Here is a 23,470-nt window from a genome sequence, read left to right on the forward strand (position 1 = left end):
CGTGAAACCCGTTGGCGCCGCCGGCGGGCTCAGGCGCGCAGGCGCAAGCCCGTCTCGGCAGAAAACAATACGCCTTCATCGAAATTGAATGCCAGCGTGACGGGATCGCCGACCTTCAGTCCGGTATAGCCCTGTTCCGTGACCATCACGGCGTCGAGTTCCCCCTCCTCGCGATGCGCTGTTGCGCCGTTGCGAAGCGTCACGGCAATGACGGATTCGGCGCCGATATGCTCGACCAGCGTCACCGTGCCATCGACACTGCCGGGCTGATGGCCCGGGAGCAGCTTGATCGCATTCGGACGGATACCGAACAGCACCTTGCCGTCTTTTTTTACCGCACTCGACAGGGCCTGAGGCAGGGCCAGCGCGGCGCCGCCGACACTGATGCCGCCGCTCGCAGCGTCAGCCTCGATGAGGTTCATCGGCGGGGTGCCGATGAACCTGGCAACATAGGTATTGGCCGGGTCCGTATAGATTTCGCGCGACGACCCGAACTGCTGGACGATGCCGTCGCGCATCAGGGCGATCTTGCTGCCCATGGTCATCGCCTCGACCTGATCGTGGGTAACGTAGACAAAGGTGCCGCCGATATCGGCGTGCAGCTTGGAAATTTCGGCGCGCATTGAGGTTCGAAGCTTGGCGTCGAGATTGGAGAGCGGCTCGTCCATCAGGAAGACCTCGGGCTGCCGCACCATGGCCCGGCCAAGTGCGACACGCTGGCGCTGTCCGCCCGAGAGCGTGCGCGGAAACCGGTCGAGCATCTCGGTCAGGCCTAGGATCTTGGCGTTGCGCATCAACGTTTCCTTCACCTGCGGCGAATTCTCGATCCTTCGCTTGGCAAGGCTGCCGATGACCGGGATATGATACCACCAGCGGAACTGCTTCATGATCAGCGGAAAGGTCATATTCCGCCGCACGGTCAGATGCGGATAAAGCGCGTAGGACTGGAAGACGAAGGCCATGTCGCGATCGCTCGGCGGCAAATTGTCCACGCGGCGGTTGTCGATCAGGATTTCGCCGCCTGAAATGCTTTCGAGGCCCGCAAGCGTGCGCAGCAACGTCGATTTTCCGCAGCCCGAAGGTCCGAGCAGGACCAGGAACTCGCCATCCGGGACGGCGATGTCGATATTCTTGATCACTTCCTTGGCGCCGAAGCTTTTGTTGACGCTCTTCAAGGTGATGGATGCCATGTCGAAGATCCTTTATCAGCCCTTGACGCTACCGGCCGTCATACCGGCCACGACGTAACGCTGGACAAGAAGGTAAAAGAGAACAGCCGGAAGGGTGTAGATGAAACCGACCGCCATGACCGAGTGTACCGGGGTTGAAAGCTCGCCGACGAAGCTGGCAAGTCCGACCGAGGCCGTGCGCAGGTTTTCGCTGCTGATCAGGGTCTGGGCGAACACGTATTCGTTCCAGCCATTGAAAAACGCGATGACCGACGACGCCGCAAGCGTGGGTCCGATCAGCGGCACCACGATCAGCAGCACCACGTCGAGTTTCGAGCAGCCTTCCATGCGGGCGGCCTCCTCGACTTCAATCGGCACGGAGTCGATGGCGCCCTTGAGTATCCAGGCGATGACCGGCACCGTGAAGGCCGTATTGGCGAGGATCAAGCCTGTCAGGGTGTTGAGCAGCCCCAGATCTCCGAAAATGGCGTAGAGCGGCACGACGAGCATGGCCTCGGGCAACATCTGGGTTGCAAACAGCACGAAGCCGAGCAGTGCCAGGCCGGCAAACTTGAAGCGCGACAGGGCGTAGGCCGGCAGGATTGCCAGAAGAATGCTCAGCACCGTCGTACCGGCCGCAACGATGATGCTATTCTTCAGCCAGGTCGCAACATGAATGGTGTCGAACACGTCCTTGTAGACATGCAGTTCCGACAGCGACGGCAGGAACTGCGGTGTCGGGGCGAACAAGTCCGCCGAGGTGGTCAGCGACGTCACGAACATCCAGTAGATCGGGAAGACTGCGATACCGAGCAGCGCGAGGACGCCGATCATCCGCAGGGTATGCTGCCAGGGGGAGGTTCTCATGTCCGTCTCCCCTGGGCGCGCTCGGCCCGCTGCGATATCTTGAAATAGACGATCGTCACGATGAGCGCGATGACCAGCCCGACCATGCCGATGGACGCCGCGCTGCCGAGTTCGCGATAGACGAAGCCCTGCCGGTAAAGCTCGATCACCAGCGTGTTGGTTGCGCCGATCGGCCCGCCCTGCGTCATCAGCCAGATCAGATCGAAGCGGCGCAGCGACCAGATGGTGACGAACAGTGCCAATAACAGGACGGTCGGCTGGATCGTCGGCCAGACCGCCGTCTTGAAGACGTTGAAACGGTCCGCTCCGTCAATCACCGCGGCCTCGCGGACTTCCGACGGAACGCCTTGCAGCGCTGCCAGAATGACCACCGACGAGAAGGGAAAAATCTGCCAGATGGTCGTGATCATGATCGCCGGCAACGCCAGCGAAGGATTGTCGAGCCAGTTTTCACCGGAAAATGGCAGGCCGAGCAACCGCAGCGCATAATTGAAAACGCCGTATTGCGAATTGAGCATCCAGGTGAAGATCAGCGCCACGGCAACCGGCGGCGCGGCCCAGGGCACTGTGACCAGGGCGCGGGCAACGCTGCGGCCGGTAAAGGGGTTGTTGAGCAGCAGGGCTGTGCCGAGCCCGAAGCCGATCGCCAGCACGACGCAGAGAACGGTGTAGACCAAGGTGACCCAGAGAACCTGGGCAAAATCGCTGGTCTCGAAAATATAGAGGTAGTTTTCGAAACCGACGAACAGCTGGTCGTCCGGCGACAGAAGCGATGTCGACGTGAAGCTGAGCTTCAGCTCCTGCAGCAAGGGGTAGATCTGAAACAGCAGAAGATAAAGGGCAACAGGCGCGGCGAACCAATACGGTGTCCACCGGCTGCCCTCGATCCCGCTGCGTGAACCGGATGATCGCATCGACATCACTCACTATCTGGAATTTTGGCGGATATGGGTGGCGCCGTCAGCGGCGCAGCACCCGGCGCTCGATCAGCCGCTGTGCGGCATCCATCGCGTCTTTCGGATCCTCGCCGCCCTGCAGGACCTTGAGTACACCTTCAAGCACGATCTGCTGAATTTCGGGCGTCTTCGTCTCGATACCCATCACCAATTGCGGGACGGCCTTTTCGACCTGCTTGTCGTAAACGTTAAGCCACGGCTGGGCGGCGACTTCCTCCGGCGTGCGCTCCACAACCGTGCCGACGATGGTCCCCATGGCCTTTTGCAGATCCTTCTGATTGTCCGGCTCAAGTGCCCATTTCAGGAAGGTGATCGCCGCGTCCTTGTGCTTGGTATTGGCATTGACCGACAGCATGGTCATGATCAGGCCCTGGGCAGGCGTCGGGAAAGGCGAAGGTGCTGCGGCGAAAGGAAGGTTGGGGGAATTCTGGTGAAAGATTGCCGCAACGCCGCCGTTATCGACGTTCATCGCGATCTTGCCTTCCCAGAACATCCGCCTGTAGGTGGCCGCATCGGCCCCCTTGGGAATGACGTCGAGATCATAGACCGCCTTGTAGGCCGCTATGCCCTTGATGACCTCCGGGCTGTTGACGGTCAGCTTGCCGGCATCGTCGCTCCAGCGACCGCCGAAGCCGAAGACAAAGTTGCAGACATCCTGCCAGAAGCCGGCACGCTCCGCCATCGTGGCGCGGTAGGCATATCCGTATTTACCCTCGCCGGTATTTTCCTTGGCGACCTTGAGGAAATCCTCGAACGTCGTCGGCGGCGCGCCCTTGACGATGTCCTTGTTGTAGAGCAGCCCGTAGCCGGTGGAATCGAAGATCACGCCGTAACGCTTGCCATCGACGGCCAGGTATTTGTCCGGGCCGATGAACTTGTACTGCGACGGATCAATCAGGCCGTCGAGCGGCAGGACCTTGCCCGACGGTACGGCAGCGAAATAGTCGATCTGGTCGAAGCGGACGAGATCCGGACCGCCGCCGCCGCCCATCTGGGTGAATATGGTATTGGCGAAGCTGGAGAACGGAATTGCGACCGGCTCGACTTCTACCTTGTCTTGGCTCTCGTTGAATTTCTGAACCCAGGCCTTAGTCCGGTCGCCGCGTCCCGCTTCGGAAAACATCGCCGCAGCGAATGTGATCTTTTCTTTGGCCTGCTGCGCGGACGCTGTACCACCAAGGGCAGAGACCATCAGTGCCGACGCCAAGAGGCCACGCACGATTCCACGTTTTGAATACAGGTATGCCATCGGGATCTCCTCCATCCTTTGCGCATATCCGGCCGACGTTTCCTCCACCGCCGGGTATGCGTCCTCAACCTATTCCTAGAATGTTGTGATATTTTACAAAAGTCAACGACGATTAGTTTCCGGTTCCGACCCACGCGGTTTTGGCGGCCGAAACGGTAGACGCGGATATTGAGCCGCACCGGGTTTGCCGGAGGCCACTTCGGTTGAGTTATGTGTTAATGGTTGGTGCGTCCAAAAAGCAGCGGTCGCTAAACCAGACAATCCATTTGAGCGTGACGAACTCCACGGCTTCCACTCCGCCACGGTCCTCGTAACGGGATGCCGCGGCGCATCAGCGTGTCACTGTGGATTTGCGCTGAGCGCTAATGGAGTAAATGCCCCCTCCCGACGGCATCGCAATGTGCCAGAGTGATGTTCGCCAGAACGTCACTAGAGGAGGGAGCATCCATGAAGGAAGTTAGCATCGTCGGCCTGGTGTTAGCTCCGACAAATCTTTTTGCGTGATAAAATTGGCCGGATCTCGAAAACATTCGTCCGCATTGTGCAATGACGTAGCATGCCGATCCCATAGAATGCGAATGGGAAGGTGCCCAACGACACCTCCTCGTCCGAAGTTTTCTGACCCCAAAGACTTCGACTGGTGTCCGGAGATACGCCCCATATCCCGGACACCGACCAATCCCCTTCAACATCTCTGGAGTTGGAGCAAACAGCAGGTGTGTTCTCATGACCGCGAAACAGCATATTCTTTCTCCCTCTACGGTTTTTGCGCTGGCTCTGATCCTTCTCGGCTCATCGGCCGCCGCTCAGCAGGCCGACGGCGCGCCGCCGCCAGCCGTCTCGGTGGTGGAAATCAAGCCGCAGACGGTGGCGCTCACCTATCAGTATGCCGCACGCGTGTCGGCCATTCGCGAGGTTGAGGTCCGCGCGCGCGTCGGCGGCATCCTGCTCAAGCGCAATTTCGTGGAAGGCTCGACCGTCAAGGCAGGTCAGGTGCTGTTCACGCTCGACCCGGCGCCCTATGAGGCGGTGCTGGCTCAGGCGAAGGCGCAGTTGCAACAGGCTGAAGCCCAGTTAAGCCAGGCGCAGCGCGAGGAAAAGCGCAACATCGCGCTCTATGAAAAGAATGTCGGCAGCGAGAAAAGCAGGGACGACGCCATCTCGGCACGAGAGCTGGCTGCCGCATCGGTCGCAGCCGCACGCGCTCAGGTACAGACCGCACAACTGAACCTCGACTATACGTCCGTCACCGCGCCGGTCGATGGCGTCACCAGTCAGGAGAATGTCTCGGAGGGAAGCCTCATCGGCACCACCGGTGATGCGGGTCTGCTGACCAGCATTACGCAGACGGACCCCGTCTACATCAATTTCTCATTCTCCGACAGCGAGACGGCGGAGATCATGCGGCTGGCTCAATCCAAGATATCAAAAGGCGAAGGCGCGACGCTTGGCGTGAAAATCGCGTTCGGCGACGGCTCCGCCTACGGCCATGACGGCGTGGTCGACTTCACGTCGGCAACCATCGACAAGCAAACCGGGACGCTGGAGGCACGCGCCATCGTCGCCAATCCGGACCGGCAGCTTCTGCCCGGCCAATTCGTGCGGGCCACGATCACCGGTATCTCCGCCGAAGACGCCATCGTCATCCCTGAGATGGCGTTGATGCAAGGACCGCAAGGGCAGTTCGTCTATAAGGTAGACAACGCCGGCAAGGCGCAGGTCAGCCCGGTGCGGCTCGGCCAGAAGCTCGGCGACAACTGGCTTGTGCTGTCCGGGCTTGCCGCCGGGGACAAGGTGATCACAGAGGGGATCATCAAGGTTATTCCCGGCGCCCCAGTTCAGGCGACGGCAAGCCTCCAGCCATCCCGCGACGTAGCGCGTAACTGACGCGAGCCGCACTGGCGTTCGGCCATCCAAACCGGCCGGTGACGTATCGGCGCAACTTCCCTTCCTCCTCCTGGTGTCGGACACGGGCTCCAGCCAGGCAATAATGGTAAGAACTTATGAACCCGCGTTTTTTCATCGACCGCCCGGTTTTTGCGGCCGTCATATCGATCGTTATCGTGCTTGCTGGCTTGGCCACATTGAGAGTGCTGCCGATCGCCCAGTATCCGGAGCTGATCCCGCCGCAGGTTCTGGTGACTGCAACCTATCCAGGCGCGACCGCCGAGACATTGGCCCAGACGGTCGCCGCACCGCTGGAACAACAGATCAACGGCGTCGACAACATGATCTATATGCAGTCTCTGAACGCCGATGACGGCACGACGCAATTGACTGTCACCTTTGCGCTCGGAACCGATCCGGATCAGGCGACGATCAACGTCAACAACCGGGTCCAGCGTGCGACGGCCTCCCTGCCGACAGACGTAACACGGCTCGGCGTCGTAGTCGAAAAACAGTCGAGCTCGATCCTCGCTCTGGTGGCGATGTATTCGAACGATACCCGCTACGACCGGGCTTTTGTCGGCAATTACGCCCTCCTGAACGTCGTGGATGATCTCAAGCGCATTCCCGGCGTCGGGAATGCCACCATCCTGGGCGATATCGATTATTCAATGCGTATCTGGCTTCGGCCGGACAAGCTCGCGCAATATGATCTGACGCCCAGTGACGTCTCGACAGCCATTTCCGAACAGAACTCGCAGTTCGCCGCCGGCAAGGTCGGCGATCAACCCAACCCGAACAAGCAATCGTTCACCTATACCGTCACCACTCAGGGACGCCTGCCCGACACCGCCGCTTTCGAAAATATCATCCTGCGCTCCAGCGACAATGGTGCGGCATTGCGTCTGAAGGATGTCGCCCGCGTCGAGCTTGGCACAAAGAGCTACGGGCTCGACGGCCGGGTGAATGGAACACCTGCAGTCCCCATCGCTATCTATCTGCAACCGGGCGCCAATGCGCTGAACACGATGACGGCGATCAAGGACCGCATGAATGAACTCAAGGCCGCTTTCCCCACCGGTGTCGAATTCAGCATCCCCTACGACACGACACGGTTCATCGAGGTCTCTATTGACGAGGTGATCCATACCTTCGTCGAGGCGATCGTGCTGGTCGTCTTCGTTGTGTTTATCTTCCTGCAGAACTGGCGGGCCACGCTTATCCCCGTCATCGCCGTGCCAATCTCGATCATCGGCACATTCGCGGGCATCTACCTCCTCGGCTTCTCGATCAATCTGCTGACGCTGTTCGGGCTCGTGCTGGCGATCGGCATCGTCGTCGACGATGCGATTGTCGTCCTGGAAAATATCGAGCGGCTGATGTCGACCGAAGGGCTTTCACCACGAGAGGCCGCAGTCAAGGCCATGAGCGAGGTCACCGGTCCGGTCATCGCCATCGTGCTGGTGCTCTGCGCCGTCTTTATCCCGGTCTCTTTCATGGGTGGGCTTGCCGGCGCGATGTACAAGCAGTTTGCAGTCACCATTGCGATTTCGGTCATTCTTTCGGGCATCGTCGCACTGACGCTCACCCCGGCGCTCTGCGCGCTCCTATTGAAACCGGGGCATCACGAACCGATCCTGCCGTTCCGTATCTTCAATCGGGCCTTTGAACGGCTGACACGCGGCTACGCGGCCGGCGTGCGGTTCTTCATCAAACGGTTCGCCATCGGTCTCCTTCTGGTGGCCGGGATGCTGGGTGCGACAGGCTATCTGTTCTACACGCTGCCCGGTTCGCTGCTCCCCGACGAAGATCAGGGCGTCCTTTTCACCATCACCATATTGCCGCCGGCGGCCTCGTTGACGAGAACGGAAGCGGCTGTCGATACGGCATCCAACGCCATGGCAAAGCATCCGGCCGTCTCCCAGGTTTTTTCCTTCGCCGGTTTCGATCTGCTCTCGGGCAGCCTGAGAACCAATGTCGGGACGACATTCGTCAATCTGAAAGACTGGAAGGAGCGAACGACGGACGATCTCGACGCGCGTAACCTCCCAGGAACGTTCATGGGGATGAATGCGGGCATCAAGGACGCGCTGGTGCTGGCATTCAATCTGCCGCCGATCCTCGGTCTGTCCACGACCGGTGGCTTTGAAGCCTATGTTCAAGACCGTGCCGGCCACGGAACGGCGGCGCTCAACGAACAGATTGCCAAGGTCGTGAACGCGGCCTCGAAGAGGCCGGAACTGGCGAACGTCCGCACCAGCTTCGACACCAATGTACCGCGCTTCAACGCAGCGCTCGACCGCGAGAAGGCAAAGGCGCTCGGCGTGCCGGTCAACGCCGTCTTCGACGCCATGCAGGCGACCTTCGGCAGCCTCTATGTGAACGACTTCACGCTTATGGGCCGCAACTATCAGGTCAATCTGCAATCCGAAGCGAATTTCCGCGAATCTCCCGACGATCTGCGGCAAGTCTTCGTCCGTGCCGAAAGCGGCAAGATGGTGCCGCTCAGCGTGCTCGTGACGATGACAAGAACCATCGGCCCGGATCAGGTCGAGCGGTTCAACGCTTTCATATCGGCAAAGATCACCGGCGATCCGGCTCCCGGCTATACCTCCGGCGATGCGATCAAAGCCATGCAGGAAGTCGCCCGGCAAACGCTCGGCGACGGATACCAGATCGCCTGGACCGGGTCGGCCTATCAGGAACTGGAAACGAGTGGTGCAGGCACACAGGCGATGCTGTTTGGCGTCGTCATGGTGTTCCTCATTCTCGCAGCCCAATATGAGCGGTGGTCGCTGCCGCTTGCCGTCATAACCGCGATCCCCTTCGCGCTGTTCGGTGCACTGCTTGCCACCTATCTGCGCGGGCTTACCAACGACATCTATTTCCAGATCGGCATGGTGACGCTGATCGGGCTTGCGGCGAAGAACGCGATCCTGATCGTGGAGTTCGCGGTGCTCAAGCGTCGTGAGGGAGCAAGTGCCGCCGACGCAGCACTGGAGGCTGCGCGACTGCGGTTCCGCCCGATCGTCATGACGTCGCTCGCCTTCATTCTCGGCGTGGTCCCGCTCGCCATCAGTTCCGGAGCGGGTTCGGCAAGCCGGCACTCCATCGGTACCGGCGTCATCGGCGGCATGCTGGCGGCGACCTTTATCGCCACCTTCTTCATCCCGATGTTCTACCGGTTGATCGCATGGAAGCAGCCCGGTTCGTTGAAACAGGAGGCAGAGCAATCCGCCCATGTGCCGGACGATCCGGCTCCCGTCAATCCGGCGCACTGATCAAACCCGGCTCGATCACAAGAACATACCGCCCCCCAGAAGAAGGTTATGTTGGGGGGCGGACCATCAGATGTAACGCTGCCTGTGGCAAGGAGCCGTGGCATCAGCGCGCAATGATTATCTCACGAAGGCTTGCAGCATGAGCCGAATGAGACGGCTGGTTGACGGGCCGCCAGCGGCTTCCACAAACGGTCCATCCGCGATCTGCAGCATCACGATCGCTCCAACCTCTTCCGGTTGACCTGGCAGTTCCCCATCGGGAAAGAACTTTTGCAGCGCTTCTCCGAGTTGCCGCCAATTCTCTCTGATCGGGCTCATCTGCTCCGCGGTCAGGTTATTGCTGCGTCCGGCATGCTGAAGGACCTCCAACAGCAGATAACTGATATCCCGCGAAAGCAGTCTTTTATCCGCCCACGCACAAATGGCGTCGATCATATCGTTGCGAGAGGCTGCATTGTTCACCGCATCCAGAAGTCCAGGCAGCAGCATACCGGCGTCGACCCTGACCAGTTCCAGAAAGATAGCTTCCTTGGAGGAAAAGTGCGCATAGAAAGCCCCGCGGCTGAACCCACCGTCCTCCGCGATTTTCTCTATCGACGTGCCATCATAGCCGCTGCCCAGATAAAGCTTCCGGGCGGAGGTGAGCAGCTTCTCGCGCGTCAGCGCCATGCTTTCGGCCCGTGACAATCTCGGCATCTATTCCGGCCTTTCCATTGGCGTCAATCTCAGATACATATGTATTCGAATACTTATGAATTTAACGAACCTATCAGGAAAATCCGTGGCTTCCAATCGAAACCGCCCCACGTCGCCGCACGCGTCCCTCTATCGCCTTCCCATCGGCATGAGAACGTCGATCATCCACAGGCTGACGGCGGTGGCGCTTTCTGCTGTTGGTACGCCGATTCTGACGTGGTATCTGCTATCAATTGCGATGGGTGAGCAGGCTTACGACCAGTTCCGATCCTTCGCTTCCAGTTGGATCGGAACATTCGTCCTGTTTGGCTTGACCTGGAGTATCCTGCAGCATTTCGCATCGGGGATGCGGCATCTTGTGATGGACTTCGGGAAAGGGTTTAAGCTCAAGTCCTCGAACAGGACCGCGCTGGCGACCTATGTCTTCTCGTTCCTCCTGACTGTCATTCTTTGGACGGTCATCAGCCTCAGATAGGGACAATCAATATGAGCGACCGCTCTCGCTTGGAAAAAAATTCGTCGTGGTTTGCTGCCATCAAAGCTACCGACAGCGTAAGCGCCACCGTTAAGATGGTTCTCGGGATCGTCGCATTCTGCCTCGTGTTCAGCACCTTTTTCTGGTGGGTTGGACAGTAGCCTCGGATATCCTCGGCCATGCCCGAGGGTTGTTGTTCAAAATCCCCTTATATGGTCGGTATTCTGTTCCAATGGTCGGCATTGACGCCTTTTCATCTGCTTGCCATCGCTGCGCGGACCATCGGAACGACCTGCGAAGCGAACATCTCGATACCTTTGATGACGTCGGCGAATGGCTGTCCGCCGATATCAATTTGGCCAACAAAGCGGGTCATGCCGATCGCCTGATGCAGCGCCAGGATCTTGTCGCTGACCTGCTGCGGATCTCCACCGATAAGTACGCCCTGCGGTGAAAGCATCTGGGCGAAGATCGCTGGAGGCATCGGTCCTTTGGATAGCGGCGCCAGGTAGGCCGAATAATAGGGATAGAAATCCTCGCGGGTCTGGCGAGCCGTTTCAGTGACGTGCAGATGCGAGAAGGTCGCGATCCGGATGTCCTCGGCCCGCCGGCCGCTGTCGAGCCAGGCCTTGCGATATATCGCGGCTGTTTGGCCGTAGCCTGATACGCTGCCCCCAAGCAGCGGCATTGCCAGCGGATTGCCGAGGATTGCAGCGCGCGCAACGCTTTGTGGCGAGCCTGCCCCGATCCAGACCGGAAGCTGCGTCTGGGTGGGACGCGGCGCGATTTCAGCGTTGTCCAGCGACGAGCGAAAGTGGCCGGACCAGCTCACACGCTCCTTGGTGTTCAGTTCTTCGAACAACCCGACCTTTTCCATGAACAGGGCGTCGTAGTCTTCAAGGTTGCAGCCGAAGAGGGGAAAATTGTCCGTGAAGGCACCGCGTCCGAAAATGATCTCGACACGCCCGTCCGAGACAAGATCTGCGGTCGCAAACTCCTGAAAAGTGCGAACTGGATCGGCTGTGCTGATGAGGGTCGAGGCGCTTGTCAGCCTGATGCGTCTGGTTTTGGCGGCCATGGCTGCGAGCGTCGTTGCGGTCGCCGAATTGACGAAGTTCAGGCCGTGATGTTCGCCGACCCCGACGATATCGAGGCCGGCTTCATCGGCGATTTCCGCCATCTTCAGCATCTGACGCATACGTTCAGTTGCCGAGGCGGTGCGGCCGGTGTGCGGATCGGCGACCAGGTCACCAAACGTATAGATTCCGAACTCGATCATGGCAGCGTTACGCCTCCCCTCGCGGCAATCTGTCCGGTGATCGCCCAGAGCCTGGCTGCATCTGCAGGCTCGAGCGCAAGCGGCTCGGGACTATAATGTTTGGGATTGCGAAGCATGGCGCCATTGGTGCCGGCCGCCGAGGCGTCGGTCAGGAGCCGGACCGCGTTTTCGGCGGACTTTTCCGGTGTGGCGCCGAACAGACCCATAAGCCGCATGACGAGTGGCATAGATGGATCCGACATCGCCTTGGTCTTCGTCGAGTTGACGCAGGCGGCGGCAATGGTGACGGAACGGCCGTTCCAGCGTTTAGCCGCTTCCTGGATGTGCAGGAAGCCGAGCAGATGCGTGCCAAGCACCGATTTGAAGAAGCTCCACTTGCGCTGTTCGAACTGAAGATCGTCAAGATCGGGCATGAAGATTTTTGGAACGTTGCCCGCGATGTGGACGATGCGTCCGTCACCGGAGGCTTCAAGACGATCAACCAGCAATCTATTGAGCGCAGCGCGGGCGAGGTATTGCAGGGCGAACGCGAACTCCAGGCCGTCGCTTGTCACCTGCTTGCCCTTGAAGGCGGCCATCGCTGTGTGCAGCACGCCATGCAGTTCCGGCTTCCATTCCCGAACACCATCGGCCACGGCGGCGACGCCCGCCACGGTCGACAGGTCGCCGGAGAGGAAATCGGCGGACGACGCGCCCGCCTGCTTCACTGCGTTGACGGCGGCCTCACCGGCCTCAACGCTGCGACCGACGATCAGAACATTGGCCTTGCGGCGGCCGAGTTCGATCGCCGTTGCCCGGCCGATGCCGCTGGAGCCACCGAAGAAGACGAAGTTGGCATTCGCAACAGAACGTTCGGCCATCGTCATGCTCCTGTGCTTACACGATCAATCCAGGCGTCAAAGCGCGACAGGAAGAGTTCGAGGAAAGTCCGCGCCTGCTCATCCTCGATGGCAAAGTCCTCGCCAATCAGCCCCGGCTTGAGCTGGAAATAGACTTCCGGCTGGCCAAGCAGGATCGCGTCGAGCACGATCAGGCTGGTACGAAGCTGTGCCTGCGCGACGGCGGTACCGACGGCACCGGGAGACGTTCCGGCGATCGCGGTCGGTTTTCCGGCAAAGGAATTCTGGCCGTATGGGCGAGACGCCCAGTCGATTGCGTTCTTCAGGACGCCGGGCGGCGCACGATTGTACTCCGGCGTGACGAGCAGGACACCATCGCTTTCGGTGAGAAGTGTCTTGAGTGCGGTGACGCTTGCAGGCGTGTCAGCCCAGAGGTCTTCGTTATAGTGCGGCAGGTTACCGATATCGGCATAGGTGAAGGCGAATTTCGAACTGCCGAGCTTTTCGAGCGCTCTGGCGAGAGCCAGATTACTCGAATTGCGACGAAGGCTGCCGACAAGAACAGCGATCTTTTTCATTGGTGGCTCCAGATTGAGTGAGTGCGGCAAGGTCAGCGACGGCAGCTGGTTCCGGTTGAGCAAATCAGAGCAGTGCGAGCGGGTTATACGGTTCCGCCGGAGCGAACTCGTTCTTCCAGGCGCGCTTGTGGATTTCCCAGGGCGAGGCGCCTGCATTGCGGGCTTCGATCATCTTGTCGGGATCGACGTCGACCCCCAGCGGCCTGCGGGCGAAGTCGGGCGAGGTCTGCATATGCTCGATTGAGGACCAGTTGTCGCCGTAATCGCCGAAATTGCTGACGTTGAGTTCAACATTGTTGCGGTCGGGATCGTCGTAATAGAAGGCGGTCTGCGCACCTTCGTTGACCGAAAGCACCGGAACAATGCCAACTGCCTTAAGGCGTGCATAGGTGCCGAGCAGATCATCGAGCGTCTTGTACTCGAAAGCGATGTGCTGCAACCGAGTATGCTTCGACCGGTCCTTGTCGAATTCGAGGCCGGGTATTTCGACCACGGCGATCCGGTGATTGGCGGAGTCATTGCTGAACCATCCGGCTCTGACCTTGAAGCCTCCCTCCGGCGCGCCGATCGGATTTTCGGATTGGTAGACGAGCCGTGTGCCGAGCACTTGCCGATACCAGTCCGCGAGGCGCTCGAGATTGCCCGTCGTCAGGCCGACATGATGAAGCTTCGGGTGGATGATGGTTTCGTCGTTCAGCATGGGTTCTCCTTCTGTGAGATCGCTGGCATATCGAACAAATGTCATCTAGGATCGAGACAGACAAGTAGGATGGAGTTTGATGGGTTAGTATGGAAAAACAGACTATTGTTTGTCTTGAGGACGCTGATATCGACCGCCTTCACGATGAGATGCGCCAAGCCTTTTCGATGATCAGCGGTAAGTGGAAGCTGGAAATCCTGTGGTTGCTCAACCAGCGCATCCATCGCTTCGGCGAGCTGAAAAAAGGGATCCAGGGCATCACTCAGCATATGCTGACGGCACAGTTGCGAGAGCTGGAAAAAGACGGCCTTGTGTCGCGGCAGATTTTCGCGGAAGTGCCGCCGCGCGTCGAATATGCGCTGACCGACAAGGCTCTGGCGCTCGGACCTGTCATGGAGGCGCTGATTGAATGGTGGTCGCAGTATAAGAGCGCGCCAAAGGTCAGCACAGCTAGAGGTTAGTTTTCCCTTCAGCGCTATGCGCTCGCACCATATGGCGGTTTGGTAAAACCCTGTGGCGACAGAGTGAATATTTCCACGCCGTCCTCGGTGACGGCGACGCTGTGCTCGAACTGTGCCGAGAGGCTCCGGTCCCGTGTGACGGCGGTCCAGCCGTCAGCCAGGACCTTTACATCGGCACGACCGGCATTGAGCATGGGCTCGATGGTTAAAAACATCCCAGGCTTTAAGACAAGACCTTTGCCGGGCCGACCGTAGTTCAAAACACTGGGAGGTTCGTGATATCCCCGCCCGACGCCATGACCGCAGAAATCCTCGACGACACTGAAGCGATTGGCCTCGGCAAAACTCTGCATGGCATGACCGACATCACCGAGCGTCGCGCCGGGCCGGACAGCCGCTATTCCGAGCATCATCGTCTCGTAGGTCGCGTCGATTAGAAGCCGGGCCTTGGTGCTGATCTGTCCGACCGTGTACATGCGGCTGCTGTCGCCGTGCCATCCATCGACAATGACGGCAAGATCGATGTTCAGAACGTCGCCTTCCACCAGCCGGCGCGCGCCGGGAATGCCGTGACAGACGACGTGGTTCAATGAAATGCAGGTGGATTTGGTAAAGCCGCGATAGCCAAGCGATGCCGGTACCGCGCCGCGCGCGATGATAAAATCATGGCAAAGCGTGTCCAGCTCCTCGGTGGTGATCCCGATGCGAACATGGTCTGAGATCATATCGAGGACCTCGGCTGCCAATCGCCCGGCGGCACGCATGCCTTCGAAGTCTTCCCCTGTATGGATCGTTACCGTGCGTCCGTCGATATTCGCGTCCATGTCCGCTCCCTTATCAGCAAATCGTGTCGATCACGCCGCCGTCGACCCGCAGCGCCGCGCCTGAGGTTGCGGATGCCTGTTTGGAACAGACGTAGACGACCATGCTCGCCACTTCCTCGACCGAAGCGGCACGCTTGATCACCGAGCTTGGCCGGTGCTGCTGAACAAACTCCGCAGCAACCTCCTCCAGTGACCTGTTTTGTGCCGTCGCGGTTTCCTGGAGCATGGATGCAAGACCGTCCGACAGCGTCGGCCCGGGCAGAACGGAATTGACGGTTACACCAGTGCCGGCGACCCTTTTGGCAAGACCACGCGAAACCGCCAGTTGCGCGGTCTTGGTGAAGCCGTAATGGATCATCTCCGGCGGAATGTTAATGGCTGACTCGGACGATATGAAAACGACCCGTCCCCAGCCCTTTGCAATCATGCCTTGAAGATAACCGCGTGCAAGCCTGACGCCGGACATCACATTGGTCTGGAAGAACCGATCCCATTCCACATCTTCAATATCGAAGAAATCCTGAAGGGCGTAGATGCCCAGGTTGTTGACGAGAATATCGCAGTCCGGGTGTTCGGCAAGCAGAGCGTCGCACGCCTGCAACGTCGCGAGATCGCCGGCAAAGCCCGTCGCCTTCGCCGCCACGTCGCCTTGCCGGATATCGACGAGCGCCCGCTCAACGCCCTGCGGACTTCTGCCGTTTATCACCACGTCGGCACCGCTTGCGGCCAACCCTTTTGCGATCGCCAAACCGATGCCCGCCGTCGATGCGGTGACAACGGCTTTCTTTCCCGACAGATCAATGATCATTCGTCATCCTTTAGGTGTCAGGTTCATCCACGACCGAACCGGGCGGGACGAACAAGGGGCGAAGTGATGGAGGGGTGCGGAGAAGCTCAGAGGATCGCGCATCAGGCGACGGCCGGTGTGCCGCTCCGCGACAGCAACTTTTCTGCGGTCTCCAAGGCCTCCTCTCGAGAGGAGGCAAGAATCAGCGGGTATCCCCAGAACTTTGCGAAGACCACGCCAAAGGCCTTGAAGGCAACCCGTTTTGCGGCGCTCGGCTCGATCAGGATCATGGCCAGGACCAGTTTGCGCAACTCGACTTTGTGCTTTTTCATCCAGAGCGAGGTGTATTTCTTTTCCTCCTGACTATGCTCGTGGTCTTCGGACGGGGCAGAGTCGGTCAACAGCACGAAAGGTTCACCGCGTTTCAGATTGGCTTCGAATTCCTCAAAATCCTGCCTGAAATCGTGACCTGGCTCATGCACGAGGCTCATCCAGACGAAAGGAAATTTGGAGTTATCCATCGACATGTGGTGTTATCCTTACCGACAAAGGGAAAAACATTGGCAATGTTTATCTTTGTGGCCACCTCACGTCATTGCGAGATGCTGCCGTTTCATGCTCCGATTCCGCCAAAACCGGCTCGGTTTGCCCTGATGTGGCGCCAGGACGCAACGATAGCACAGGCGCCAGGAAGCGCGATGCACAACAATGCCGTGAACGCGATATGGCCGCCATCCCGCACGCCATCGAACACACCGGCAAGCGTATTCAGGGTAGCAAGAAGACCGCCGAGGATCAGCATGGCCCAGTTGGCAGAGGAGGTCCCGATAAGCGCGAGCAACACCGGCACGATCCACACGCCGTAGAAAATGGCCAGCATCCACAGCCCGCCTGCATCGAACGTGACTGCCGGCGTCGAGCCCTGTGCCCTCACATAGTCATTGAGATAGGAGAATGACTGGATCGTAACGAAGAGCACGGCGCCGAGCGCGGTCGTCAGCCAGAAGAGAGCCAGCCTGTTTTGTTTGGTCGTATCCATTTCGGTAATCTCCCGACGCGGCGAGGCCGGCGGAAGACCGTACCTCATTTTTTCGATGCGGCGAACATGCGGCGACAATCCGGGCATGTCATTGCAGCCTCCGGTCAATCCGTATCGCGATCCTGCCAAGTTGCGAGGTGTCGATTTACAGGCCGTCCGCTATGGTGTTCAGTTTCTCCTATCCTTTTCATTCGTATGGTGTGCGGACATGTCTTACTCCTTGTCGACGATATCGAGGCATCCGTCCGTCGAGCGGACGATCGACGACATCCGCAAGCAGATCGAAGGCGGCGCATGGCCTGGCGGAGCGCGGATTCCGAACGAGCAGGACCTTGCCGTCATGCTCGATGCCGCACTCCATACAGTCCGGGAAGCCGTTCGCATTCTGTCTTCCATCGATGTCCTTGATGTTCGCCGTAACGAAGGAACGTTCGTCGCCTCCCGGCTGGATCGGGGCGACATCACAAGGCGGCTTGGCCTTTTGAGCTTGCGTGACCACCTGGATCTGCGAGCGATGCTCGAAGCCGAGGCGGCAAGGCGCGCGGCGCGCAATCGAACCGATGCCGACATGGAGGTTCTGCATAGCCTGCTCGCGGATCGCGGCGAAGTCTCCGACCATGAGGAGCTTGAGGAATTCATCGCCTGCGACCTGGCTTTCCATGAGGCGATTGCGCGCATGTCCGGCAATGAGGCCTTGAGCGCGCTTTACCGCTATTTCACGCTCACCATAGACGCCAATATGCAAGCGGTGCTCGGGGATCACGAATTCCTTGAATCCGGAATGGCGTCCCACCTTCGCCTGCTCACCGCCATCCAGGACGGCGACACGGATGCGGCGGCCAATGCGGCCCGAGCCATCGCGGCCCCTCTCCTCCAGCATCTTTCACCTCGCCGGCATTGAGGAGGAGGCCGGCCTGCGGCGGAATATTCCGATACGAACAAGCGGTGCGGTCACAATTTCGGGATGGCCGCAATTTGACGCTCGGCAAGCGTGCGATCGTCATACTTTCGCATAGCTCCGCCGCCGTCCCATCGCGTTAAATATGGCGACATTGCTCCTCGGCGGGACCACTGATCGATGATCGGATAATGGCCTATGCGCGAGGCGGATGGATGATCGCATCCTGGATCGGACAGCGCAACTGGTCCCGCAGCAATGATCGGACCGATGCACCGCTCCCGACACAGGTGGTTCAGCGGTTGACGACAGCGCTGGCTGGAGCGCAGCGGCGTCGTGTGCTGTGGAAACGATCCGGCGCTGGGGCCACAAATTCGGTGCAGCCTAGGTAAAGCTGCTACGCAGAAAACGCCCGTTGCTAAAGCATATCTGGCATCTGGACGAGGTGGTGATCACCATCGACGGTCTTGAGCACTGGCTTCGGCGAGCGGTTGACCAGGACGGAAACATTCTCGACGAAATTGTTCAGGCGCCCCCCAATACCAAGTCTGCCAAGCGATTACTGGTCTCGCTACTGAAGAAGGAAAGCCTCGCGCCGAAGCGGATCATCACCGTCAAGCTGCGCTCATATGGAGCAGCAAAACGGGACGTGATGCCGACCGTCGAACATCGATCGCACAAAGGCTTGAACAATTGCGCGGAAAATTCACATCAGCCTCCGCAAAAGCGAGAGCGGGTGATACAGGGCTCTCGATCCGCCGGCGGATTGCATCGTTTCATTTCGGTCTTTTCAGCAATCAGAAATCACTTCGTCCCGCCACACCAGGACCACGCCGCCCTTGCCACTCACCTCCATCGTATTCGCGCAATGGCGCAGTGGAAGGCTGCGACCGGCGCGCTTCGAGCCGAGTCTGTATGACGATGCGGGCAAATATATGGACGACTGGAAAAGCACGCGGCGGCATGACGGTCCTGACCATGCCGTTGCCCGGCTGGCCGTGCCGGGTGTCTCCATGGCTTCGACGTTGACACGCCCTTCTTCACCGGCAATTTCGCGCCGGCCTGCTCAATCGAAGCGTGTTTCGTTCAGGCGGCCGGGGGAGACGACCATTGGACCTATATACTCGACATCACGCAGCTTGGCGCAAAACAGCCACCAACTTATTCCATGCAGCTCACAAAATAGTGCTTACCTTGGTTCCGGTGACTAGAGTGGCTTTTTGGTAGTGATCAGATAGATCTGGTTTTCCGGTGCGCAAACCAGTTGACAAACGGGTTGTTGCCTCGACATCGCGCATCCAATCGATATTGCACAACTAGCAGCAAGACCAACGAAGACATAACCCAGAACGCCGAGAGCGCACAAAGCGACAGTGGGTTGCTTTAGATACGACCACGGCTTCAGTGAAGACATCGTTTTTCCTCCTTTCGATCCGCCCCCGTGAATAACTCTAGCGCAAGACCTATCGCGTCGGTCTCATCTTCGACGACGAGGAGTGGATAACCCCAAAAGTCGAGGAAGACTTTTCCGAAGTCATGCGCGCTCTTGCGTTTCTGTGCATCGGGTTCGACCTGGATCAGTGCCTTTATCTGGTTTTGCAGGCTAGAGCGGTGTCTTCGCAGCCAGTTGATTTTCCTGCGCGTGGCGATGGCATCCTCACTATGGTAGGTGCAGAATGCGTGGTCCGTAACGAGCACCATGGGCTGCTGGCGCTCGAGCAGGCGCTCGAGCTTAACAAAATCTCTGCCCTCGTCGTCCTGCTCATTGCAGGATGCGCGAAGCCAGACGATCGGAAATGTGGACGTATCGAAATTCAAGGCTGCCTCCCGAACGATCATCTGCGAAATATAACGACAGGATCATGCTAGATCGCAGCGCGGGACAGGTCACGCCACATGCCAGCCAAACCGTTGTTCAATCCTGCCAACGGATCAAATGCAGGCTGATTAGTATAGCTTGCTATGGCTACGTTCCTGAAGGTATTTGCCCGGCGGTTTGCCCAGTGTTTTTCGAAACATTGTCACGAAACCGCTGGAGCTTTCATAGCCGAGATCGAAGGCGACGGTTTGAACAGTGTCGCCGGCGCTAAGCCGCTTTAGAGCCACCATGATATGAAGTTGTCTGCGCCAGCGCCCGAAGCTCATGCCGGTCTCCGCGACGAGAAATCGGCTCAGTGTTCTTTCGCTCAAGCCCACCCGCGATGCCCATTGTCCGAGCGTTGCCTTGTCCGATGGGTCATTGATCATCATCGATACGAGTGACCGCAACTTGGCAGATGTCGGCATCGGAAGAAAAAGGCTCTCTTGAGAGGCGCCGGCGATCTCATCCGCCAAGACTTGAATGACGCGATCTTCAGGTCCATCCAATGGATAGTCTTCTGGAAACGTCGCTGATCTGAGGATCAATTCCCTCATCAGCGGTGTCACGTGGATGGTCGCGCAGGATTGCACCATCGAGGGCAATCGTGCGGGCTCTATGAACACAGTATAGCATTCGAGATCTCCTGCCAGATGTGGCGCGTGCATGACCCCCCCCGGGATCCAGACCGCACATTGTGGTGGAACCATCCACAGGCCTCCCTCCGCCTCGCACGTGACCAGGCCTTTCACCGTGAAGATCAGCGCACCTTTGCGGTGGCTGTGCAGTTCCTTCGTCCATCCCTCTGTGACCACAATCATCCCAAGCGTGACCAGCGAACGCTTCAAAGTGTCCGGGTCCACGTGTGTGACGGGGATATCGAAAATCGACATGGCTTACCTCAACACTGCGCTCCCCAGATTATTTGATCCAGGCAGCATGTTCAAAATTCGTACCGGGGGAGAGCCAAAGCGCTTAGAAGCTCTTGCTCATACCGATCCCGAGGATCCTGCCGCGGCCGACCCCGACATACCGGTCACCGGCGGCAAAGCCCGCAGTGGCGAAGGTTTCGTAACGCTCGTCGAACAGGTTGCGGCCAAAACCGTAGATCTCGAAGTCGCCGCCGGCATTCTTCCATCCCAGCCGTGCATTCACAAGGCTATAGGCCGAAAGGTCGAAGCTGTCGGCCACATCCGCTGAACGTCTTCCATTATATTGATACTGGACGGCTGCGGTCACTTCACCATCCAGGTTGAAGGCGGAAACCGGCGTCGAATATTCGAGACCCACGCTGGCGCTCCATTCCGGTATGTTGGGAACCTGGTTGCCCTCCGTGCCGGCATTGGCGCCGCTGCTTCCGAGCTTCGAATGCGTGTAGCCGAGGCCGCCGGTGACCACCCAGTCGTCGGCGATTTCCGCTCGCGCCTGAAGCTCGAAGCCTGATGTCTCGTAGTCCTGATAGGTCGACGTCAACGCCATGGCGGTCGGGTCCAGATAGAAGACCGTGCCGTTTTTGATATCATTGTAAAAGACGCTTGCGTCGAGTTGCAGGCGATCATCGAACAGCGCGACCTTCGTCCCGAGTTCATAGGTCCAGCCTTTCGCGGCAGGATAGGCCTCGTCGAGGACACCATTTGTCGGGTAGCCGAACAATGGATAGATGCGAGTCGACTGCCCGCGGGAGATGGAGGCGTAGGTCTGGGCGTTATCATTCCATTTGTATGCGATAGAGGTGCGACCGGTCAGGTACGTGTCATCGACCGACCCCTCCCCGCTGAGGTTCGGATCGCCGGAGTTGGTCCCCTTGCGCATCTTTATGTCATCATGGCTTAGCCGTCCGCCGAACGACACTTCCCAGGCGTCTCCCAAGGGGACCGAAACATCGCCGAACAGGCCGAGATTGACGGTACGCAGGTCGGCCGTTGCCTTGATCGTATTGGACGGTGCGCAATTCGTGGCCCAGCAATCGCGGTGAAGGTCGGAATAGGCGACACTGGCGCCGACCACCCAGCGTACCGGTTCTCCCTCAAGAGAATTCAACCGGAATTCCTGGCTGTAGATGTTTTCCCGGTCGATCAGAGTAGCGGGATTGCTAGGATATCCAGCGGGATAAATCAGCGTGTCGGTGTTGTCGAGATAGCTGTCGATCTTGTTGTGTTGCACCGACGTCACCGAGGTCAGGTCGAAGGCGTCGAAATTATGCGTGATGGTCACGACGCCATCGCCATGGCTGGTGATGTTTTCCGGTTCGGTGAGCGATCCGCTGATCGGGAAACCGGACGCATTTCCCAAGATGTAGAACGGCGCTGTATTCTTGTCGCGGAAATAGCTGCCGCTGACCGTGATGGTGGTGTCCTCCAGGCCGGCGAAGCGCAGCCCGCCGCGCACGGCGCCGATCATGCGCGCGTTGAGGTCGTCGGTGTGAAGGCTGTCGATATCGCCGTCCATGTGGGTGAACCGGATCGCAAGGCGGCCGTCGAGGCTGTCGGGGATTAGGTTTCCGCCGAGGATGAATTCTCCCATGCGGTAGCCGTTATCGCCGACCTCGCTCGTGAACTTGATCTCGCGTTGGCCATCCGGCTGGTTCGTCAGCACGTTGATCGCCCCGCCCAGCGAGTTTGCCCCCCAGAGCGTTCCCTGCGGGCCGCGCAGCACCTCGACATGATCGACGTCGAGCAGCGGGCTGGAAGCCGTGATCATGCTGTTCGGGACGCCGTCGACATTGAAGCTGACGGTGCCGTCCGAATAGTTCAGCGGTGAGCCCAGCGAACTCACGCCGCGTATTGAGAAGAATTGTCGGCCGACCGTCTGGCTCTGCCACTGCACATTGGGAACCGTTGCGATCGCCGTTCCCGGATCGGCGGGGCTTGTGTCGAGCCTGTCGGGCTCGATCACCGACGCGCTCAGCGGAACATCCTTGAGATTTTCCGTCGTCTTTCGGCCGGTAATGGTGATGGGCTTGAGAACAGTCGATTCTCCGGCGTCGGCGGAGGTATCTGTTTCCTGGGCAAGCACGCCTCCAACAGATAGGATCGTAGCAATCCAGCATACCGAAGCGAGCAGGCCGGATTTTGGGAAGGAGCACTTTTTCACAACGCCTGCGGTTGTAAAGTCATCATTCAAAGGCACAATCTGCACGGCGTTCCCCCTGTTGGATAGGCCTGCAGTTTTAACCTGACAAGTTTTGTTTAGATTTCGCTATCCAGACTTTAAGTTTTGCAATCCTGCCAAATATCGGAAAATTGGCAGGACATAGCCCGAAAACATCCCGTAGCGGGCAACGGACCGCCCAAGTTTGATATATTAGCTTATTGGATCCGCCAACGCCCACCTTCGCACGGCCGGGTGGACGGCGAGGTCACCGTCGACAAACTGTGCACGACGAGCCCCGAATGACCCGTCGTCATCGTATTTGCAACGATCGCGGCCATCACCTCGGATGATGCAATTCTGCACTGTTCGCTCAGCGCCTGGCATAGTCGCTCGTAGAAGTCGACTTTTCGGCTTGGTTCCGGGTCCGCGTCACTGCTTCGACCTTGACGAACTTCTCAATTCTCCGAATGTCAAAAACCGGTATCCAGCGCGGGGCGCAGCAATGAAGCGTCATTTGCGGAGAATCCTTCAGAA

21 protein-coding genes and 2 pseudogenes are annotated in these 23,470 nt (G+C 58.9%); 7 read left to right on the forward strand and 16 right to left on the reverse strand.

Annotation, left to right across the window (positions count from 1 at the left end; all coding sequences use genetic code 11):
• Nucleotides 1-29 precede the first annotated feature (29 nt).
• The 4 genes from ACQZ5Y_RS24040 to ACQZ5Y_RS24055 are packed head-to-tail and all read right to left on the reverse strand — an operon-like array spanning nt 30 to nt 4,241.
• Nucleotides 30-1,190 (reverse strand): ABC transporter ATP-binding protein, encoded by a 1,161-nt coding sequence (locus tag ACQZ5Y_RS24040; protein ID WP_121557855.1) that lies wholly within the window; start codon nt 1,188-1,190, stop codon nt 30-32.
• 15 nt (nt 1,191-1,205) lie between these two features.
• Complete coding sequence (locus ACQZ5Y_RS24045; RefSeq protein ID WP_121557854.1) at nt 1,206-2,036, reverse strand: carbohydrate ABC transporter permease; 831 nt, start codon at nt 2,034-2,036, stop codon at nt 1,206-1,208.
• Nucleotides 2,033-2,956, reverse strand: a complete 924-nt coding sequence (locus ACQZ5Y_RS24050) for a carbohydrate ABC transporter permease (RefSeq protein ID WP_174060391.1) — start codon at nt 2,954-2,956, stop codon at nt 2,033-2,035. Before ACQZ5Y_RS24050 ends, ACQZ5Y_RS24045 begins: the two co-directional genes overlap by 4 nt.
• Nucleotides 2,957-2,996: 40 nt before the next feature.
• Complete coding sequence (locus tag ACQZ5Y_RS24055) at nt 2,997-4,241, reverse strand: ABC transporter substrate-binding protein (RefSeq protein WP_121557951.1); 1,245 nt, start codon at nt 4,239-4,241, stop codon at nt 2,997-2,999.
• Between the two features lie 726 nt (nt 4,242-4,967).
• On the opposite strand from ACQZ5Y_RS24055, the gene ACQZ5Y_RS24060 reads away from it, so the two are divergent.
• Nucleotides 4,968-6,128: an efflux RND transporter periplasmic adaptor subunit gene (locus ACQZ5Y_RS24060; protein ID WP_121557853.1), complete on the forward strand. Its 1,161-nt coding sequence runs from the start codon at nt 4,968-4,970 to the stop codon at nt 6,126-6,128.
• Between the two features lie 116 nt (nt 6,129-6,244).
• On the forward strand, nt 6,245-9,409 hold the full coding sequence (locus ACQZ5Y_RS24065; protein WP_121557852.1) for an efflux RND transporter permease subunit: 3,165 nt from the start codon (nt 6,245-6,247) through the stop codon (nt 9,407-9,409).
• A 117-nt stretch (nt 9,410-9,526) separates the two neighbouring features.
• Here the strand turns inward: ACQZ5Y_RS24065 and ACQZ5Y_RS24070 are convergent, their stop codons facing one another.
• Complete coding sequence (locus ACQZ5Y_RS24070) at nt 9,527-10,078, reverse strand: TetR/AcrR family transcriptional regulator (protein WP_162995345.1); 552 nt, start codon at nt 10,076-10,078, stop codon at nt 9,527-9,529.
• 112 nt (nt 10,079-10,190) lie between these two features.
• Between ACQZ5Y_RS24070 and sdhC the strand changes: the two genes are divergently transcribed.
• Nucleotides 10,191-10,580, forward strand: coding sequence for a succinate dehydrogenase, cytochrome b556 subunit (gene sdhC, locus ACQZ5Y_RS24075; RefSeq protein WP_162995344.1), 390 nt, complete (start codon nt 10,191-10,193; stop codon nt 10,578-10,580).
• 253 nt (nt 10,581-10,833) lie between these two features.
• Here sdhC and ACQZ5Y_RS24080 read toward each other — a convergent pair whose 3' ends face one another.
• The 4 genes from ACQZ5Y_RS24080 to ACQZ5Y_RS24095 form a co-directional block, all read right to left on the reverse strand.
• Nucleotides 10,834-11,859 (reverse strand): LLM class flavin-dependent oxidoreductase, encoded by a 1,026-nt coding sequence (locus tag ACQZ5Y_RS24080; RefSeq protein ID WP_121557848.1) that lies wholly within the window; start codon nt 11,857-11,859, stop codon nt 10,834-10,836.
• A complete protein-coding gene (locus tag ACQZ5Y_RS24085) occupies nt 11,856-12,719 on the reverse strand; it encodes an SDR family NAD(P)-dependent oxidoreductase (protein ID WP_162995343.1) in 864 nt (287 codons plus the stop codon). Before ACQZ5Y_RS24085 ends, ACQZ5Y_RS24080 begins: the two co-directional genes overlap by 4 nt.
• 2 nt (nt 12,720-12,721) lie before the next feature.
• Nucleotides 12,722-13,276: an NADPH-dependent FMN reductase gene (locus ACQZ5Y_RS24090; RefSeq protein ID WP_121557846.1), complete on the reverse strand. Its 555-nt coding sequence runs from the start codon at nt 13,274-13,276 to the stop codon at nt 12,722-12,724.
• Between the two features lie 64 nt (nt 13,277-13,340).
• Nucleotides 13,341-13,976 carry a VOC family protein gene (locus ACQZ5Y_RS24095; protein WP_121557845.1) on the reverse strand — a complete coding sequence of 212 codons (636 nt, stop codon included), beginning with the start codon at nt 13,974-13,976 and terminating at the stop codon, nt 13,341-13,343.
• A gap of 89 nt (nt 13,977-14,065) precedes the next feature.
• On the opposite strand from ACQZ5Y_RS24095, the gene ACQZ5Y_RS24100 reads away from it, so the two are divergent.
• Nucleotides 14,066-14,437, forward strand: a complete 372-nt coding sequence (locus ACQZ5Y_RS24100; protein ID WP_121557844.1) for a winged helix-turn-helix transcriptional regulator — start codon at nt 14,066-14,068, stop codon at nt 14,435-14,437.
• 14 nt (nt 14,438-14,451) lie between these two features.
• Here ACQZ5Y_RS24100 and map read toward each other — a convergent pair whose 3' ends face one another.
• From map to ACQZ5Y_RS24120, 4 genes are all read right to left on the reverse strand, one after another.
• Entirely contained in the window at nt 14,452-15,261 is an 810-nt protein-coding gene (gene map / locus ACQZ5Y_RS24105; RefSeq protein WP_121557843.1) for a type I methionyl aminopeptidase, read from the reverse strand.
• A 13-nt stretch (nt 15,262-15,274) separates the two neighbouring features.
• Nucleotides 15,275-16,069, reverse strand: coding sequence for an SDR family NAD(P)-dependent oxidoreductase (locus ACQZ5Y_RS24110; RefSeq protein ID WP_121557842.1), 795 nt, complete (start codon nt 16,067-16,069; stop codon nt 15,275-15,277).
• 101 nt (nt 16,070-16,170) lie between these two features.
• Nucleotides 16,171-16,575: a hypothetical protein gene (locus ACQZ5Y_RS24115; RefSeq protein WP_121557841.1), complete on the reverse strand. Its 405-nt coding sequence runs from the start codon at nt 16,573-16,575 to the stop codon at nt 16,171-16,173.
• A gap of 86 nt (nt 16,576-16,661) precedes the next feature.
• On the reverse strand, nt 16,662-17,087 hold the full coding sequence (locus ACQZ5Y_RS24120) for a hypothetical protein (RefSeq protein ID WP_121557950.1): 426 nt from the start codon (nt 17,085-17,087) through the stop codon (nt 16,662-16,664).
• A gap of 208 nt (nt 17,088-17,295) precedes the next feature.
• On the opposite strand from ACQZ5Y_RS24120, the gene ACQZ5Y_RS24125 reads away from it, so the two are divergent.
• From ACQZ5Y_RS24125 to ACQZ5Y_RS24135, 3 genes and pseudogenes are all read left to right on the forward strand, one after another.
• Nucleotides 17,296-17,988, forward strand: a complete 693-nt coding sequence (locus tag ACQZ5Y_RS24125) for a FadR/GntR family transcriptional regulator (RefSeq protein WP_121557949.1) — start codon at nt 17,296-17,298, stop codon at nt 17,986-17,988.
• A gap of 343 nt (nt 17,989-18,331) precedes the next feature.
• Nucleotides 18,332-18,904: pseudogene (locus ACQZ5Y_RS24130) on the forward strand (IS6 family transposase); the annotation flags it as partial.
• Nucleotides 18,905-18,991: 87 nt separating this feature from the next.
• Nucleotides 18,992-19,171, forward strand: a pseudogene (locus ACQZ5Y_RS24135) (allantoicase); the annotation flags it as partial.
• A 215-nt stretch (nt 19,172-19,386) separates the two neighbouring features.
• On the opposite strand, the gene ACQZ5Y_RS24140 reads toward ACQZ5Y_RS24135, so the two are convergent.
• From ACQZ5Y_RS24140 to ACQZ5Y_RS24150, 3 genes are all read right to left on the reverse strand, one after another.
• On the reverse strand, nt 19,387-19,803 hold the full coding sequence (locus ACQZ5Y_RS24140) for a hypothetical protein (protein ID WP_162995342.1): 417 nt from the start codon (nt 19,801-19,803) through the stop codon (nt 19,387-19,389).
• 129 nt (nt 19,804-19,932) lie between these two features.
• Complete coding sequence (locus ACQZ5Y_RS24145; RefSeq protein WP_121557839.1) at nt 19,933-20,736, reverse strand: AraC family transcriptional regulator; 804 nt, start codon at nt 20,734-20,736, stop codon at nt 19,933-19,935.
• A gap of 82 nt (nt 20,737-20,818) precedes the next feature.
• Nucleotides 20,819-22,858 (reverse strand): TonB-dependent receptor, encoded by a 2,040-nt coding sequence (locus ACQZ5Y_RS24150; protein WP_162995341.1) that lies wholly within the window; start codon nt 22,856-22,858, stop codon nt 20,819-20,821.
• Nucleotides 22,859-23,470: the final 612 nt, after the last annotated feature.

It is taken from the genome of Agrobacterium sp. A3-95 (assembly GCF_053521785.1).